The sequence below is a fragment of the Rufibacter glacialis genome (genome assembly GCF_008271745.1).
Taxonomy (GTDB): Bacteria; Bacteroidota; Bacteroidia; order Cytophagales; family Hymenobacteraceae; genus Nibribacter; species Nibribacter glacialis.
Genome location: NZ_VKKZ01000010.1, coordinates 95,863 through 113,483, shown reverse-complemented (window position 1 = coordinate 113,483; position 17,621 = coordinate 95,863). Strand labels below are relative to the sequence as shown.

Here is a 17,621-nt window from a genome sequence, read left to right as displayed (position 1 = left end):
TTGGATCTGTCGGCGGCGTTTGCTCATGTTCTTCCTTCCAGGTGATCTCTTCTTATTTCTAGATTCCCCTTCAGGCGATTGAGTTGCGCCCTGGGATGAAGGCTCCTGATACGTATCTCCCGGCCAAGGTAAGCTGCGCCCGGGGTGCTTGTCTTACCTTCTTTTTCGGCGGCGCCTCCTGTCTTCTCTTTTAAGCCTCTTTTTGAAAAAACACCCTAAAAAAGGCTTCCCCGCCATTATACATGGCCTTTTCTGTCAGGTGAAGCGCCAGGTAACCCAGGGGTAACACAGCCTTCCTCAACTTAACAATAGGATAATGACCGGTTAATCATGGGGTAAAGCCGTCCGCCTAGTTTTGCAGCGAGACTAATCATTACCCTATGAAAACGCTGTTACTCACCCTCTCTCTTCTTTGTACCACGCTGGCGGGCTTTGCGCAACAAGGCACCCTGGCCGGAAAAGTGAAAGACAAGAAAACCGGCGAGCCCATCATTGGCGCCGTGGTCTTCATCACCGGTTCGGGCACCGCGGCCTCCACTGACATGGACGGGGGCTATGATCTTAAAATACAGCCCGGCATTTATAAAATCACGGTGTCTTACGTGTCTTACAAGCCCGCTGTCTATGACAACATCAAGGTGGAGGCAGGGAAAACCACTACCATGGATTTCCTGATTGAAGAAACCGCCAGCACGGCACTGAATGCCGTTACCATTGTGGGTACCCGCCAAACCAACACAGATATTTCGCTCATCAAAGAATTAAAGCAGAGCGAAGTGGTGGTAAGCGGGGTTTCCGGGGAGCAGATCACCAAGTCATTGGACCGTGACGCCGCCGAGACCGTGAAACGGATTCCGGGGGTGACCATCATGAATGACAAATACATTGTGATCAGGGGCATGAACGAGCGCTACAACTCGGTGATGCTGAATGATGCCCTTACCCCCAGCACCGAGCCAGACAGCCGCGCTTTCTCCTTTGACATTCTGCCTACCAGCGTGATTGACCGCATTCTAATCTACAAGAACGGCTCCCCGGAACTGCCCGGTGACTTTGCCGGCGGGGTCATCAAAGTGTTCACCAAGAACTTCGCTGATGAGAACACCACTACCTTAGGGGCCTCTGTCTCTTACCGGGGCAACACCACCTTTGGCAACTTCTTAACCCCTCCTACCACCAAAACAGATTTTCTAGGTTTTGACAATGGCAAACGCAGCCTGCCTAGCTCCTTCCCCAGTGATATCCGGCAGATAGGAAGCGGCAGCGAGTTAACCTCCCTGGGCCGCCAGCTACCTAACACCTGGACTGGCAGCCGGGGCAACGCCCTGCCTGATATGCGCTTTTCCCTAGGCATGACCCGCCTGCTGGATGTGAAAGATGTTCAGATGAGCAACGTGACGGCCATCTCCTACAGCAACACCCGCTTGTTTACCCGCGGCAGCCGCATCAAGTACCAGGACTTTGACGCTTCCACTGGCAAAAGCCCCCAGGACTTCAATTACCAGGATGAAAACTCTACCCAGAGTTCCCGCCTAGGCGTTCTGCACAACTGGACCGCCCGCTTCAATAACCGCAACAAGATTGAGTTCAGCAACTTGTTCAATCAAATGGGGTCTAACTCCATTCTTTTCAGAAAAGGCACTGAAAACTTCAACGGCCTGGAGCAGCAGAACTACGCGTTACGGTATGAGAGCCGCACCATCTACACCGGTCAACTTCAGGGCACCCATGACTTCAATGACCTGCACACCACCGCCACCTGGACCGGCGGCTACTCGTACACCAACCGCAATGAACCTGACTACCGCCGGGTAAGAACACAACGGGCCATTGGCACCACAGATCCCTTTGAGGTAGCTTATAAGTTCACGCCATCGTTGAATGACGCCGGCCGGTTCTATTCAGATTTGAATGAGCACTTGTACACCGCCGCCGGGCAAGTAGAGCACCGTTTCAATATAGCTGACTCCCTTTCAGAGAATTCGCCTAAGATCAGGGCAGGCTTCTACGTGGAGCGCAAAAACCGTGACTTCAATGCCCGCTTCCTGTCTTACCGCCCGGCTGACCCAGGTTCTTTTGATGCCCGTCTGCCGTTCTTACCCTTAGATCAGGTGTTCGCGGAGCAGAACATCAACGCCACCACCGGCTGGGAGATAGTGGAAGGCACCAACCCTACTGACTCCTACACAGCCTTCAACACCTTGATAGCCGGGTACGTGGGCGGCGCCTTTCCCTTCACAGATAAACTCTCTATCTCCGGCGGCGCACGGTTTGAGTACAACCACCAGAACCTGGAAAGCCTGAACGCCCTGCGCGAGACCTACCAGTTTGACGACAAAGTAGCCCGGGTGCTTCCTTCCGCGAACCTTACCTATGAGTTCAGCAAACGGTCTATGCTACGGGCCGGCGCCAGCATTAGCCTGAACCGCCCGCAGTTCAGAGAAGTGGCCCCGTTCAGCTACTACAACTTCATGACTTTGTTTGAGGAAAAAGGCGCTCCCCTCAAAACGGCCACCATCTACAACGCTGACCTGCGTTACGAGTTTTACCCTTCCCCCACCGAATTGCTTTCTGTAGGAGTCTTTGGCAAGCACTTCAAAGACCCTATTGAGAAGTATTTTGAGATCACCAACATGGGGAACTCGCTTACCTATACCAATACCCCCACCGCCACCACCTACGGCGTGGAGGTGGAAGCCCGCAAATCACTGGCCGAGCTCACGCAGTCGCCCATCCTGCAGAAAGTATCTGTGCTGCTGAATGCCTCCCTGATCAAGAGCAAGGTAGACTTAACCGGTGATGCCGCCGCGGGACTTTCCTACACCTCGCGCCCTATGATGGGTCAGTCGCCTTACGTGGTGAACGCCGGCCTCTATTTCCAGGACGATGACCGCCAATTGCAAGTAAACATGCTGTACAACGTGGTAGGAAGCCGCATCTGGGCCGTGGGTTCTTATGCCAACCCCATGGTCTATGAAATGCCCCGCCACGTGCTGGACCTAGCCTTCACCAAGGGTTTCGGGCGTCATTTTGAAATAAAAGGCGGAATTCAGGACATCCTCAACCAGCAGGTTCGCCTGATCCAGGATTCTAATGATGATGCCAAGATCACCGGCATGGATGAGACCATCCAAGCGTACCAAAGAGGCTCCTACTCCACCCTGGGCCTTTCTTACAAATTTTAAGCACCCCTCCAAAGACAACCATTTTTAATAGAACAAGATGAAAAAATTACAAAAATTAGCCTTACTGTTTTCTGTGCTTTTCGCCACCTTCTCCTGCGGAGAGGATGATTCTGACGGCGGATCTGTAACCCCCAAAGAAACCTTCGCCACTTCTGAAGCCAATGGCGTAGTCACGGTGCAGGGTTCTACCTCAGGTAACGTGACCTTTTCTGAAAACAAGAAGTACCTGCTGAAGGGTTTTGTATATGTAAAATCTGGGGCTACGCTCACCATTGAGCCCGGCACGGTGATCAAAGGTGACAAAGCCTCCATGGCTACCCTTATCATTGAGCGCGGCGCCAAGATCATGGCCCAGGGCACTGCCCAAAAGCCAATTGTCTTTACCTCTAACCAGGCGGTAGGCAGCAGAGCCGCCGGTGACTGGGGCGGGGTCATTATCCTGGGGGCAGCCCCTACCAACCTGCCTAGTGACAATGCCAAGATTGAAGGTGGCGTGGACCGCCCCTACGGAGGCACCAATGCCACTGACAACTCTGGGGTGTTGAGCTACGTGCGGATTGAGTTCCCAGGCATTGCGTTCCAGCCAGACAATGAGATCAACGGCCTTACCCTGGGCGGCGTAGGAAGCGGCACCAAGCTTGACCACGTGCAGGTTTCTTTCTCCGGCGATGACTCCTTTGAGTTCTTCGGGGGTACCGTGAATGCCAAACACCTGATCGCCTACAAGACTGTAGATGACATGTTTGACACAGATAACGGCTATTCCGGCCATGTACAGTATGCCCTGGGGATTGCGGATCCTAACGTAGCAGACGCTTCAGGTTCCAATGGCTTTGAGTCTGACGGCGATGCCCAAGGCAGCGACAACACCCCTAAGACAGCGGCGGTTTTCTCTAACGTGAGCTTGTTTGGCCCCAGAGCCACGGGTAGCACCACTGTCAACGGAAACTTCAAAAGAGCCATGCACATTCGCCGGAACAGCAGCATCTCTGTATACAACTCCCTGTTTGCCGGCTGGCCAGTTGGTCTGCTCCTGGACGGCACCAAATCACAAGCCAACGCCACCGCTGGTACCTTGAAAATCCAGAACACCATTATCTCTGGCACTCCTTCTGCCGGTACCTTAACCGTGGAGTCTGGCAGCACTTATGACGTGGCTACCTGGTTCAATGCCGCCGGCAAAAACAACCTGGTAGTAGGGGACAACAACACCTTGGGCATAGCCGGTTCTTTCAACCAGACCGCGCGCCCAGACTTCTCCATAGGAACCCAACTACAGACGGGCGCCTCTTTCACGGGCATGAACAGCTTCTTCACCAATGGCACCTACCTTGGCGCTTTCGCCAATGGCCAGGACTGGACGGCTGGCTGGGCCAACTTTGACCCCAAAAACACTGCCTATTAAGCTCCTTCTCAAAGGCAAGGTTGTCTATCAATATGGGTGAGAAATAGAGATGGACAATCACTTTGCGCCCGGCTTAGTCTCCCGGGCGCAAAGGGCCCGCCAGCAATGGCGGGCTTCTTTTGTTTCTGGTCCTCTTTTCCAGGAACCGCCTTAAAGCAGAAGAGCAGCCCGGTCATGGCTGCTCTTCTGCTTTCTTCTTTGGGCTTGTTCCGGTGCTAGCTGATGGGCACCTTGCGCAGGATGGCTTCCACGAAGTCTTTGGTCTGCACGTTGTCGGCCTCGGCCTCATAGTTCAGGATCACACGGTGGTTCAGCACGTCTGAGGCAATCTCCTTGATGTCCTCGGGCAATACATAGTCCCGCTCATCAAAGAAGGCTACGGCTTTGGCGGCCAGGTTCAGCGCAATACTGGCCCGGGGCGAAACCCCATAGAGCACGTATTGGGCAAAGTCAGACAAGTCATAGTCCGCGGGGTGGCGCGTGGCAAAGACCAGTTCAATGATGTAGCGCTCCAGGGTCTCGGAGATCTGCACCTGGTTGATCTCGTTCCGGATGTCAAAGATGTCCTGCTTGGTGAGAATGGTGTTCACCGTGCTGCTGTAAGACAGGTTAGACATGCGGCGCATGACCTCCAGTTCATCGGCTTTGGAGAGGTAGTCAACGTACACCTTCATCATGAAACGGTCTACCTGGGCCTCTGGCAAAGGATAGGTTCCCTCCTGCTCTACCGGGTTTTGGGTGGCCATCACCAGAAACGGCAGGTCCAGCCGGTAGGTCTTCTCGCCAATGGTGACCTGCTTCTCCTGCATGGCTTCCAGCAGGGCAGACTGCACCTTGGCCGGCGACCGGTTCACCTCATCGGCCAGGATCAGGTTGGCGAAGATGGGGCCTTTCTTTACCTCAAACGCGGAGGAGCTCTGGTTATAGATCATAGTCCCAATCAAATCTGAGGGCAGTAGATCTGGGGTGAACTGGATTCTCTGGAAATCAAGGTGCAAGACTTTGGCCAGGGTATTGATGGTGAGGGTCTTGGCCAGACCGGGCACGCCTTCCAGCAAAATATGCCCGTTGGTGAAAAGCCCGATCAGCAGGCGGTTCACCATGTACTGCTGCCCTACCACCACCTTGCCCATCTCCCGGAACACCTGCTTTATCTTGAGCTGGTGTTCCCTTATTTTTTCTTCGTATGAGATTTCTTCGGTCTGCATGTACTCTTAAGATTACGAATGGGCTAAGGTAACCATTCTGGGGAATACTCTTTGCCTACCACTTCTTGAAGACAAAGAAAACCGCCAGTACTAACAGGGCGAATCCTACCAAATGGTTCCATGCCAGCTTCTCGGTCCTGAAAACATAGACGGTGACCAGCGTGAAAACGGACAAGGAAATGATTTCCTGCAGGGTCTTCAGTTCAAACAACGAAAACGGTCCGCCGTTCTGCTGGTACCCTATCCGGTTGGCCGGCACCTGAAAAATGTATTCAAAGAACGCCAAACCCCAGCTGAGCAGTATAACGCTCATGAGGCCCAGTTTCTGCAGCAGGGTGAAACGCTTAAAATACAGGTGCCCGTACCAGGCAAAGGTCATGAAGAGGTTAGAAAGGCAGAGGAGGAAAATGGTGTAGAAGGCTTTCATAGGGATCTAACAACAGAAAAGGTCTTGCGGCACTCAATGGCTTTCATAGTCGGGCTATGAAACAGGCAATAATCAGTTTACGGCCTGTTTTCATAGAAGTAAGCCTAAAAACAGGAAAGGAGAAGTCACGCGGGGTAACCTCTCCTTTTCTGTTCACCTATTGGTAGCGCCCGCATGAGTACAGGCTTATTCCTCGTCTTCCAGGTAGTAGTCGCCGGCGTGCCCCTCTGCCTTCTCATCACTGAAGCGGGTAATGTCTTTCATGAAATTGTCATGGATCTCCTTGATCTTGGGCGAGGCCGTCAGGTGGCGCTTGAGCACCTTGGCAATCTGGCTGGCCTCTTCCAGGTAGAACATGTCATCCGCAGCGGTGCCCACTTTGTCGGCGTCCACTTGCAGGAGTTCGGCCTGCAGGTCCATGAGGGCTGGGTCATCTTCGCCGTACATGATCAGGGTGCCGTGCAGCTTGCTGAGCATCTCATTGAACAGTTCCCCCTCATACGGAAGGTTCACTTCCTCGTCATCGTCTGGGCCAAAGCCTCCCCTGCCACCCAGAAGGTCATCATCGTCCTCGTCGTCTAAAGAAAATTCATCGTCAAAATGGCTGTTCTTGAGATCATCCTCGTCGTAGCCATATTCATCATCAAAATTGCCGCGTGGTGCCATACTGTTCTTTGTTAAGCTGTCAAAAATTGGAGTTTGCCTTTTCCCGTCGGTTTCCTTTTTACGAATCTGTTTCAAAAAGAGGCTGACAAATACCTAAATCTTTCTACGTGAATTCTGCTGGGGGAACGGGTTCGCAAAAATAGGCGAAAAAGGGTTTGGGCCGGCAAAATTAGCGGAAACAGCAGAGCCTGCCGCAAAAAATGTCCTTATTGCCCAACAGGTTCAGCCATTTCAAGAAGAACAGGTGTATACCCCAAGTACCAGCTAACCGTTTTACCCATGAGACCTTCAGAGTCATTGAACGCCCTTGTTCAACAGCAGAAAGCCTTTTTCAACACCGGCCAAACGCGTCCGCTCGCTTTCCGGCTCCAGATGCTGCGCCGCCTGGGGCAGGCCATTGCCCGGGAAGAAGAGGCCATCACCGCCGCCCTGGCCGCCGACTTCGGGAAACCGCCCTTTGAGACGTATGCCACGGAGATTGCCATTCTACTCTCTGAGATCAAGTTCATGGAGCGCCACCTGGCCAAATGGACCAAACTGAAGCGGGTGAAATCCAGCTTCCTGAACTTCCCCTCCTCAGACGCCATCTACGCCGAACCGTACGGGGTTTCTCTGGTGATAGGCGCCTGGAATTACCCATTCCAACTCACGTTGTCGCCTATGCTGGGGGCCATTGCCGCGGGATGCTGCGCTATTCTGAAGCCTTCTGAGCTCACCCCCGCCACAAGCCAATTGATTGCCCGGCTCATTCAGGAACACTTTCCGGCGGAGTATCTCGCCGTGGTACAGGGCGGGCCCGAGGTAAGCCAGGCGCTGCTGGAGCTGCCTTTTGACAAGATCTTTTTCACGGGAAGCGTACCGGTGGGCAGGATAGTGGCGCAGGCGGCAGCCAGGCAACTGATTCCGGTCACGCTGGAACTGGGAGGTAAAAGTCCTTGCCTGGTAGATGAAACCGCCAACCTGACCGTGGCCGCCCGGCGCATTGTGTGGGGCAAGTTCCTGAACGCGGGCCAAACCTGCGTGGCACCGGATTACATCCTGGTGCAGGAACAGGTAGCCGGGCCCTTGCTGGAAAAACTGGCCCAAACCCTCACCGACTTCTACGGCGCCAACCCCGCCCAAAGCCCCGACTTCGCCCGCATCATCAATGATCGGCACTTTCAGCGGCTGCAAGGCCTGATAGACAAAGAACGGGTGTATGCGGGCGGGGAAACAGACGCCAGCACCCGGTATATGGCTCCTACCCTGCTTTCTGGCATCACCTGGGACCACCCCCTCATGCAGGATGAGATTTTTGGGCCTTTGCTGCCGGTGCTCACGTATCAAGACCTACCCCAGGCCATTGCCCAGGTAAACGCCCGCCCCAAGCCCTTGGCCCTGTATTTCTTCTCTGAAGACAAGAAAGCCAAAGAAATGGTGCTGACCCAGACTTCCTCCGGCGGCATGTGCCTAAACGACACCGTTTCACACCTGGCCAACCCGCACCTGCCCTTTGGCGGCGTAGGCACCAGCGGCCACGGAAACTACCACGGAAAAGCCAGCTTTGAGGCCTTCTCGCACCAGAAAAGCGTGCTCATGAAACCGTCCACCCCAGATTTACCCCTGCGCTACCCGCCGTACCAGAAAAAGCTAGATTGGATGAAAAGGGCGTTTAAATGGCTGTAGCACCAGTTTATCCCTGAGGGCCTAGCAGGTAGGCGCCAGTGGTTTTAAGCGAGTTCCCAGAAAACGCCGCTGAAACTGGTCTTGTCTTGTCTTGTCTGCCATCTGGCGGAAGGTACCGTAGCCGGCACAAAAAAAGCGTCTGTTTTAGGGCTATTTAATTGGAAATGACCCTAAAACAGACGCTCTTATGTTCCCCAACGGGCTCACGCGTTGGTTGGTCTTATCATTTTGATGTGGTCAATGCCGTCTTCGTCGTACACATCACTGGACTGGGCAAACCCGAACCGCTCATAGAATTTCTTGGCGTAGAGCTGCGCCCCAATCTTAATGTCGCCCGGGCCGAACAACCGGTAGGTTTCCTCAATGGCTTTCTGCACCAACTGCTGGCCCACACCGGTACCCCGTACGGCGGCGCTGGTGATGATGCGGCCAATGGAGCGTTCTGGATAAGAAACCCCGGCAGGCACTAACCGGGCATAGGCTTCCAGGGTGCTGCCCCGGTAGAATAACAGATGGTGGCAAGGCGCGTCCAGGCCATCGGGGTCCAGGAAGACACAGTTCTGCTCCACTACAAACACCGCACTCCGCAGCTGCAGCACATCATAGAGTTCCTGGGGAGTCAAATCAGCAAACGCCTTGGATACAACCGTAAATTCCATCATGCCGCTAAACTAGGTTATCTGCGCAAAAGCACCAATTATTTCCTGGGCCACCCAGCATAACGGCTTCTTTTCAGATGCGCTCTGTCAGTACCGATAGGTGGCTCTTTTCTGGCCATTCCAGGAAGTTGGTGCCATTTACTACCGCGGCCATTCTATACCAAATCGACCCTTTGCGACAAGAGGCTAGAAGAAAGATTGGAATAAAAGAGGGGGCCTTACGGGTCCATTTTCGGGCCAGGCCCGTATTCCCTACTTGACCTTATTCTTTTTCTCCTATGCCTACCCCTTCTTACCAAGCCTTCTTGTTTGACATGAACGGCACCATGATTGACGACATGGATTTCCACACCGAAGCCTGGCACCAGATCCTGACCCAGGACCTGGAGGGCTCCTTCAGCCGGGAAGAGGTGAAGGCCCAGATGTACGGCAAGAACAGCGAGGTGCTGGCCCGGTTCTTCGGCGAGGGCCGCTTCACCCAGGAAGAAGCCGACCGCTTATCGGTGCAAAAAGAGAAAATCTACCAAAAAGAATACATCTCGCACCTGCGGCTGATCAAGGGTTTAGACGTGTTTTTGAAAAAAGCGGCCGAAAACAAGATCCAGATGGCCATTGCCACCGCCGCCATTACCTTCAACATTGACTTTGTAGTAGACAACCTGCACCTGCGTCCCTACTTCCAGGCCCTGATCAGCGCCGATGACGTAAACAAGAGCAAGCCCCACCCCGAGACCTTCCTGAAAGCCGCTGAACAACTGGGTGTGGACCCCAAGAATTGCCTGGTATTTGAAGACGCGCCCAAAGGCGTGGAAGCCGCCCTGAATGCCGGCATGGATTGCTTGGTCATTACCACCATGCACGGCCCAGAGGAATTCGCGGCCTATGACAACATCATCGGGTTTGTGCAGGATTACACGGATCCTTTGCTGGAAAAGCTTTTTCCTGGAGGGCAGAAGTAAGAAGCAATTGTTTTAAGGTTGATTTATCAAAAACAGGACTAAAACCTATTTTCCTCCTGAGCTAGCTTTCCATGGCGCGGATTTACTTCCGTGACTAACCATATAGTAAAGGAAGTCACAGAAGTAAATCCGCGCCATAGTTTCTAATGGGCCGATCCTCCCTCCCCCCTTGTCATCCTGAAAGGATCTTGTGGGCAAACTGAAAAGACGTTTAAGAAACGATTCTACCGTTCGCTCACAAGATCTTTCCAAGATGACAAAGGAGGGGTGATACATGGTAGAAGAATGATACATGGTAAAGGAAAGAGCACATGAATTCTCGCTTCACCTACCATCAAAACGGTCTGCATTAAGCCTATTTCCCGGAAAACAGCCTCTAAACGAGTACCTGCCTTCTATCCAACACTTCTACCCAAACAGGCTGTTGGTGAACTGCACCTTGATGCCCAGCTGGAAGTCACTGATGGTTCTGAAGATTTCCTTGAGCGTCACCTGCTCTATCTTGGTAAGGCTCTGGAGGTCCAGGTAATTGTCTGGCTCGCTTTTGTCTTGCATGATCTGGCTGGCCTGTTTGCGCAGCCGTAGCCCCATGAGGTAGTAGTACGACTGCATGAGTTCCTGGCATTGCTTCTCGGTGAAAACCCCAGCCTCGGCCAAAGCCTCTATGCGCTCGCCGGTATTGGTTTTGAAAATGCGGTTCTGCAGGGCGTGCACCCGCACCAGGTCTACAATGGGCGTCATGGCTTTCTTAATGTCAAACACCTGCTGCGAGCCCACCGTGAACGTTCTGATGTTGTTGAAGAACGTAAGGGGCGGCTCATACTGCAGGGCGTTCTTGGCCATGTGGAAGAAGAGGCGCGGCATAGGTTTCTGCAGTTCCTCGTCCAGGAAAGAGAGCAGTTCCTGCATGATGGCAGGGTCTCCGTAGATGTAGCGGCAGTCAAAGAAGGTGGAGAACTTGATGGCTGTCTCGGGCACGATCTCCTGCATCCAGCCGTGGTAATTGCGCTTCCAGTAAGAAAGCGAATGCGTCCAGTCGGGGTTCTTGGCCATATACCCGCCGGTGCAGTAACTAAACCCAATATAATCCAGCTTCTCAGAAACCATGTCAGCGAACTTCAGAAAATACGCCCGCACCAGTTCGCGCTGCTCGTTGGCCTTGTCTTCATAGATGATGGCATTGTCCTGGTCGGTCTTCAGGGTCTGCTCTTTGCGGCCCTCGCTGCCCAGCACCATGAACACGAACTTGGCCGGGGCCGGGCCGCAGATGGCGATCACCTCCTCAATCACCTTCTGGGCAATGGTATCAGCCACGGTGGTGACCACCTGGTTGATGATCTCAGACCGGGCGCCGCGCTGCAGCAGCTGCATCACAATCTCGGGCACCCGTTGCCACTTTTCCCGCAACTCATTCACGGTACGCGCCAGCTTCACCGACTGGATGAACACGAACGGCGACTGGGCCTGGTCGCTCAGCAGCTTGCTTCTACTGATCATGCCCACGTACTGGCCCTGATCCTCAATGAGCAGGTAACGGGTTTTGGTGCGGAACATGAGCAGGATGGCCTCATACACATAGGCGTCTTTGGAGATAGACACAATGGGGTTGTCCATGATCTCCTTCACCTGCCCGCGCACGTCTTCCTGGGCCGCCACCACATTGTCGCGCAGCGTGATATCCGTGATGTAACCAGCAATCTGCCCTACCTCGTTCTTCACGAAGATACAGCTGGTCTTATGCTCAGCCATGATGCGGGCTGCAGTATAGATGGGGGCGGTACTGGCGCAGGTGACAATATCGCGGTACTCCACGCTCTCAATGCGGCGGGAATAAAGTTGGTCGGTGGCAATGTAGTTCTCCTCAAAAGAGGTAGGCCGCTTCACGAAATGCGCAAACTCCTCGTTGAGCATGCGCACCCCAAACTCCTGGGTAAAATAATGCAGGAACCCTTCATGCGAGGCCGCCAAAGCCCTGAAGTCTCTGCGGTGCAGGAAGAACACCACCGTGCCTTTCTTGGCGATGACCGTGCGCAAAGATTTCTTGCGGTTGAGCAGCATGGAAATACCCCCAAAGCAGTAGCCTTTGCCGTGGTGCTCCAGCACCCGTTTGTTCTGGGCGCTGTCATAGAAGAAAGACTCGTATTCCCCTTCGGCGATGAGGTCTACGCCCCGCAGCTTGGTGGCCTGTTGGTGGTAGATGATGGTGTCTTTGCTGTAGCGTACTTCCTGCAGCAGGTCCAGCACACCCAGCAACACATCATCCGCCAGCAAATGGAATGGCTTTACGCTCTTCAGAAATTGCAGACGGTCGTTCATAGCCAGTAGAAAAGTAAGAAAACGAAAAGAGCCCCCAGGGCGGCAACCAGCCAAAGCGGAAACCGGCGCGGCGGGCTCATCTGCTTCTGGGTGGTGTAGGGGCGTTCCTGTTGCCGGTCAATGGACTGGGGCGTGATCATGCGGCGGTGCCGAAGCTCAAAAAAACTCTGGGCAGTGGCCCGGGCATCTACCACGGCGTTGTGCTGGTTTTCCAGGGAGGTGTGGAACAGGAGGCTGTACAGTTCGCCCAGGCGCAGGTATTTCTTGCGCGGCAGGTGCGTCACCTCTGAAGAAGCGATCATGGTACAGAATACCGGCAGTTTCTCAAAAGGAGCCGGTAAACCCGACCGGTAGAAATCGGCGCTCAAGACATGGTAATCAAACTGCATGAAATGCCCCACCACCATGGGTTGGTAGTGAAGCAGATCTGCCTGTAGTTGCTGCATGACCTCCAGCCGGGTTTCCCCCTGGGCCAAAAGGAATTCCGGCGTGAGCGAATGGACCTGGATGGAGGCGGGGCTGACCTCAAAATCGTCGGGCCGGATGTAGTGGTTCTCCCGTTTGACTTCCTCCCCGGCCTGGGTATAGACCAGCCAGGCCACCTGCACCGTGTGCGGCCAATTGCCTTCCTGAGCGTAGGGCACTTCCCACTCCAGCGGCAGCCCAGAGGCTTCTATGTCTATAAACAGCAGATAGTCTTTCACGTGCCAGGTCTTCTTCTCACCTCCATCTGCCGAAACAGACGCCTAAACTTACGGATTCTGCGCTGGAATCGTCTGCGAAGTTGTAATCAATGCCTTGAATGCAGGGGCAATCTCTTGTAGTTGCCCTTTTACATATTCCTACAGTATTGGCCCAGACACTCGCAGGACCTTCGGACACTGCGAGGTCTTTTGAGTGGGCGGTACCGTTGTGGTGCGCGTTATCGTTTTTAGGGCTCATTTCTGTAAAACAGGCTTAAAACCAAACGGCTCCCGTTGCCGGAAGCCGTTTAATGCGTGTTTTAGAAATTTCTTTGGTAAAACATCTCGCTCCAGCGGAGTTCGTTCTTTAGTTGGGGCAGTTTGGTGTCTCTGCCAATGACCACGCACTCAATACCGGCCATCTCGGCGAAGTCCTGCAGCTGCTCAGCGCTGATGTTCTGGCTGTAGCAGGTGTGGTGGGCCCCGCCGGCCAGAATCCAGGCGGCGCAACCGGTTTTCATGTCGGGCAGGGGTTTCCAGAGCACGCGGGCTACGGGTAGGTTGGGCAGATCATGCTGGGGGGCCACGGCTTCCACTTCGTTCACGATCAACCGGAACCGGTTGCCCATGTCCACCACCGAGGCGTTTAGGGCTGGCCCGGCACCCACGTTGAACACCAGGCGCACCGGATCAGCTTTGCCGCCAATACCCAAAGGGTGCACCTCACAGGAAGGTTTATCTGCGGCCAGGGCTGCGTCTACCTCCAGCATGTGTGACCCTAACACCAAGGAGTTGTCTGGGTCAAAGTGGTAGGTGTAGTCTTCCATGAAGGCGTTGGCGCCCGGCAGGCCGCTGCCCATCACTTTCATGGCCCGCACCAAGGCGGCGGTTTTCCAGTCGCCCTCGCCGGCAAAGCCGTAGCCGTCGGCCATGAGGCGCTGCACGGCAATGCCCGGCAACTGCACTATGCCGTGTAAATCCTCAAAGGTATCTGAGAAGCCTTTATAGCCTCCTTTTTCCAGAAAGGTGCGTAAACCGATCTCTATCTTAGCCGCCTCCCGCAACGAATCCCGCTGCGCGCCGCCTTCCAGCAGGTTTTCGGCTACGGTGTACTGGCTTTCATACTCCTGTACCAGTTGGTCAATGGCTTGCTCAGAGACGGCGTTGATCACCTGCACCAGGTCACCGATGCCGTGGGTGTTCACCGCAAAGCCGAATTTCAGTTCCGCCTCCACTTTGTCGCCTTCGGTCACGGCCACGTAGCGCATGTTATCCCCGAACCGCACGAACTTGGCGCCCTGCCAGTCAAACCACCCGGCAGCCACGCGGCACCAGTTGTTAATCTCCTGGATCACCTCGGGGTCTTGCCAGTGGCCCACCACCACTTTGCGGTCAATCCGCATACGGGACACCATAAACCCGAACTCGCGGTCACCGTGGGCGCTCTGGTTCAGGTTCATGAAATCCATGTCTATGGAGTTCCAGGGAATATCCTGGTTGAACTGAGTGTGCAAGTGCAGCAAGGGTTTCTTGAGGGCTTTCAAGCCCCTGATCCACATTTTGGCGGGCGAGAAGGTGTGCATCCAGGTGATCACGCCAATACAGTTTTCAGCTACGTTGGCCTCCTGACATACCTGAAAAATCTCTTCGGTGGTTTTCACCGTGGGTTTGAACACCACCCGCACCGGAATCTGGGCGGCACCGTCTAAGCCTTTCACGATCTCCTGGGAGTGGGCGGCTACCTGGTTCAGGGTTTCTTCGCCGTACAGGTGCTGGCTACCGGTAATGAACCAGACCTCAAATTGTTTTAGATCAATCATAGTATGCTAAAAAAGGCAAAGCAGGAAGCTTGCCGATGGTTCAAATGTTGGTTTAGGTATAGGTTACTGGCCGTAGTAGGAATCTGGGCCGTGCTTTCTTTCAAAGTGTTTCTTGATGAGCGAGTCTTGCAGGCGCGGCACCTGCGGTCTTATCTGCTCGGTGAGGAAAGCCATGCGGGCAATCTCCTCTACCACGGCGCTGTTGTACACCGCTTTCTGGGCGTCTTTGCCCCAGGTGAAGGGCGCGTGGTTTCCTACCAATACCATCTCCACCTCTTCATAGCTCATGCCTTTTGCCCGCAGGTAGTTCATGATCTGGAAACCCGTCTCGTGCTCGTAATTCCCCTGGATCAGAACATCATCCATAGGAGGCGCGCAGGGAACGTCTGTGGTGAGGTGGTCCGCGTGGGTGGTACCGTAGATGGGAATGTCCCGTTGGGCTTGGGCCCAGGCGGTAGCGTAGGTGGAATGCGTGTGCACAATGCCCCCTATCTTCTCCCAATGCTTGTACAACACCGCGTGGGTTTTGGTATCAGACGAAGGCCGCAGAAATCCTTCCACAGTGTTGCCGTCAAAGTCCACCACCACCATTTTCTCCGGCGACAGGTCTTCATAGGGCACCCCGCTGGGTTTGATGGCGAATACGCCCCGCGAACGGTCAACGGCGCTCACATTCCCGAAGGTGAATAACACCAGCCCCAGTTTGGGCAATTGCATGTTGGCTTGGTAGGCCTCTTCTTTTATGTGCTGGAAAGAACTCATGGATGCTTATCTGGCAGTGGTCTGGGAAATGCCTTGTAGCGCTTGCGGTGAGGTTGAGCTTCTGGTTTGCCCGTCCTGGGCGGGACTGCTTACCTCAGGAAGGTCAGCGAGCGAGGCAGGGTTGCCGGCGGTACTGTGGCGGTCCAGGAAACCGCCTAGCTCTGTGTAGTGCTGGTAGCGCTTGGCGTACAGGTCTACCTTTTCTGGGTTAGGGAAATACTCCAGATCAAACCCTTGGCCCATGGCGGCCATGGCGTCTTCTACCCGGGCATATAGGCCAGCTGCGGTGGCGGCGAACATGGCCGCGCCCAGGGCGCAGGTCTGCTCTGATTTATGGATCCGGATGGGCATGTTCATGACATCGGCCATCATCTGCATGATGAACGGCGATTTACGGGCCACGCCGCCCAACCCAATCAGGCCTTTCACCGGCACGCCCTGCTCATTGAACCGGTCTACAATCTTCTTGGCGCCAAAACAGGTGGCTTCTACCAAAGCTCTGAACACGCGCGGGGCATCACTTCCCAGGCTAAGACCCGAGAGAGCCCCTTTCAAGACCTGGTTCGCATCTGGCGTACGCCGGCCGTTGAACCAGTCAATGCCAAACTCGTTGTTCTCTGACAACGGAATCTGATCAGCGGCAAGGCTCAACTCTGGGATAATCCTGGCGGAAACCTCTTCTACCAAGGCCTGAGCGGTTGCGGCGTCAATCACCTTTGAATTGGCCAGCAGATTCTGCAAGGGCCACAGCAAGATCTTCTTGAACCAGGCATAGGTATCCCCAAAAGCAGATTGGCCCGCTTCCAGCCCCATCATGCCGGGAATCACGGAACCCGGCACCTGGCCGCAGATTCCATTCACCAAAGTGTCGCCTATTTCCTCTAGAGGAGTTACCAGCATGTCACAGGTAGAGGTGCCCATTACTTTGCTCAGGTGGTAAGGCTCAATCTGTCCGCCTACGGCGCCCATGTGGGCGTCAAAGGCCCCCACGCCCACCACTACCTGGGTAGACAAGCCCAGGCGTTTGGCCCATTCCGGACTTAGCTGACCAGCCGCCTGATCAGCGGTATAGGTTTCCTGGAACAGGCGGGAGGTGAAGCCGTTCAGCACGGGGTCCAGGGAAGAAAAGAACTCATTGGGCGGAAGCCCTCCAAACTCAGCGGCCCAGAGGGATTTATGGCCCGCGGAACAAACGCCCCGCTTCATGGCCTCCACCTGGGTACCGCCGGTGAGCAAAAATGGAATCCAATCACAGTGCTCCACCCAGGAATAGGTGGCCTCACGCACTTGGGCGTCTGCCCGAAGCACGTGCAGCAACTTGGCCCAGAACCATTCTGAGGAGTAGATCCCCCCCACGAATTGCAGGTAGTTCGGCTTGAACGTGGCGGCGTGGGCATTGATTTCAGCGGCTTCCTGTACGCCGGTGTGGTCTTTCCAGAGCACGAACATGGCGTTGGGGTTTTCCGCGAACTCAGGCAGCAGGGCTAGTGGCGTTCCTTGCTGGTTCACCGCCACCGGGGTGGAGCCGGTGGTATCCACGGAGATGCCTTTCACGTTCTCCGCCACCGCGGCACCCGCTTTCTGCAGGCACTCTTTGATGGTAAACTCCAGTCCTTCTATATAGTCCAGGGGGTGTTGCCTGAACTGGTTCTGCGTGGGGTCACAATAAGCCCCTTCGCGCCAGCGCGGATAGTAAAACACCGAAGAAGCAACTTCCTGGCCGTTTTGGGCATTGACTACCACTGACCGCACGGAGTCTGACCCGTAATCTACCCCAATCACAAAAACATCTTGTGCCATATCGTTTTCTATTGATGTCAAATTAACATTTATTTTAGAAAAGACAAAGCACCCCTATTTTTCTTG

General features: G+C 54.5%; 13 protein-coding genes. 4 read left to right on the top strand and 9 right to left on the bottom strand.

The annotated features are described in order from the left end of the window. Positions 1-380: 380 nt before the first annotated feature. Both FOE74_RS01375 and FOE74_RS01370 read left to right on the top strand, forming a co-directional pair. The gene (locus tag FOE74_RS01375) at positions 381-3,185 is read left to right on the top strand and encodes a TonB-dependent receptor (RefSeq protein ID WP_149096815.1); all 2,805 of its coding nucleotides are present in this window, start codon (positions 381-383) and stop codon (positions 3,183-3,185) included. Positions 3,186-3,222: 37 nt separating this feature from the next. Then, the gene (locus FOE74_RS01370) at positions 3,223-4,590 is read left to right on the top strand and encodes a T9SS C-terminal target domain-containing protein (protein WP_149096814.1); all 1,368 of its coding nucleotides are present in this window, start codon (positions 3,223-3,225) and stop codon (positions 4,588-4,590) included. Between the two features lie 215 nt (positions 4,591-4,805). On the opposite strand, the gene FOE74_RS01365 is transcribed toward FOE74_RS01370, so the two are convergent. The 3 genes from FOE74_RS01365 to FOE74_RS01355 form a co-directional block, all read right to left on the bottom strand. Next, positions 4,806-5,798 (bottom strand): AAA family ATPase, encoded by a 993-nt coding sequence (locus FOE74_RS01365; protein ID WP_149096813.1) that lies wholly within the window; start codon positions 5,796-5,798, stop codon positions 4,806-4,808. Positions 5,799-5,853: 55 nt separating this feature from the next. Beyond that, positions 5,854-6,225 carry a DMT family protein gene (locus FOE74_RS01360; protein WP_149096812.1) on the bottom strand — a complete coding sequence of 124 codons (372 nt, stop codon included), beginning with the start codon at positions 6,223-6,225 and terminating at the stop codon, positions 5,854-5,856. Between the two features lie 186 nt (positions 6,226-6,411). Then, the gene (locus FOE74_RS01355; RefSeq protein ID WP_149096811.1) at positions 6,412-6,891 is read right to left on the bottom strand and encodes a hypothetical protein; all 480 of its coding nucleotides are present in this window, start codon (positions 6,889-6,891) and stop codon (positions 6,412-6,414) included. Between the two features lie 279 nt (positions 6,892-7,170). Between FOE74_RS01355 and FOE74_RS01350 the strand changes: the two genes are divergently transcribed. Continuing rightward, the gene (locus tag FOE74_RS01350) at positions 7,171-8,556 is read left to right on the top strand and encodes an aldehyde dehydrogenase (RefSeq protein ID WP_149096810.1); all 1,386 of its coding nucleotides are present in this window, start codon (positions 7,171-7,173) and stop codon (positions 8,554-8,556) included. Positions 8,557-8,759: 203 nt separating this feature from the next. Here the strand turns inward: FOE74_RS01350 and FOE74_RS01345 are convergent, their stop codons facing one another. Then, positions 8,760-9,218, bottom strand: a complete 459-nt coding sequence (locus tag FOE74_RS01345) for a GNAT family N-acetyltransferase (protein WP_308422675.1) — start codon at positions 9,216-9,218, stop codon at positions 8,760-8,762. A 275-nt stretch (positions 9,219-9,493) separates the two neighbouring features. Between FOE74_RS01345 and FOE74_RS01340 the strand changes: the two genes are divergently transcribed. Next, a complete protein-coding gene (locus FOE74_RS01340) occupies positions 9,494-10,174 on the top strand; it encodes an HAD family hydrolase (RefSeq protein ID WP_149096809.1) in 681 nt (226 codons plus the stop codon). Positions 10,175-10,582: 408 nt separating this feature from the next. Here the strand turns inward: FOE74_RS01340 and FOE74_RS01335 are convergent, their stop codons facing one another. From FOE74_RS01335 to FOE74_RS01315, 5 genes are all read right to left on the bottom strand, one after another. Further along, a complete protein-coding gene (locus FOE74_RS01335; RefSeq protein ID WP_149096808.1) occupies positions 10,583-12,490 on the bottom strand; it encodes a DUF294 nucleotidyltransferase-like domain-containing protein in 1,908 nt (635 codons plus the stop codon). Beyond that, entirely contained in the window at positions 12,487-13,194 is a 708-nt protein-coding gene (locus FOE74_RS01330) for a 3'-5' exonuclease (protein ID WP_149096807.1), read from the bottom strand. Before FOE74_RS01330 ends, FOE74_RS01335 begins: the two co-directional genes overlap by 4 nt. A gap of 299 nt (positions 13,195-13,493) precedes the next feature. Next, entirely contained in the window at positions 13,494-14,993 is a 1,500-nt protein-coding gene (gene araA / locus FOE74_RS01325; protein ID WP_149096806.1) for an L-arabinose isomerase, read from the bottom strand. 63 nt (positions 14,994-15,056) lie between these two features. Then, positions 15,057-15,755, bottom strand: coding sequence for an L-ribulose-5-phosphate 4-epimerase (locus FOE74_RS01320; RefSeq protein WP_149096805.1), 699 nt, complete (start codon positions 15,753-15,755; stop codon positions 15,057-15,059). A gap of 6 nt (positions 15,756-15,761) precedes the next feature. After that, positions 15,762-17,555, bottom strand: coding sequence for a ribulokinase (locus tag FOE74_RS01315; protein WP_149096804.1), 1,794 nt, complete (start codon positions 17,553-17,555; stop codon positions 15,762-15,764). Positions 17,556-17,621: the final 66 nt, after the last annotated feature.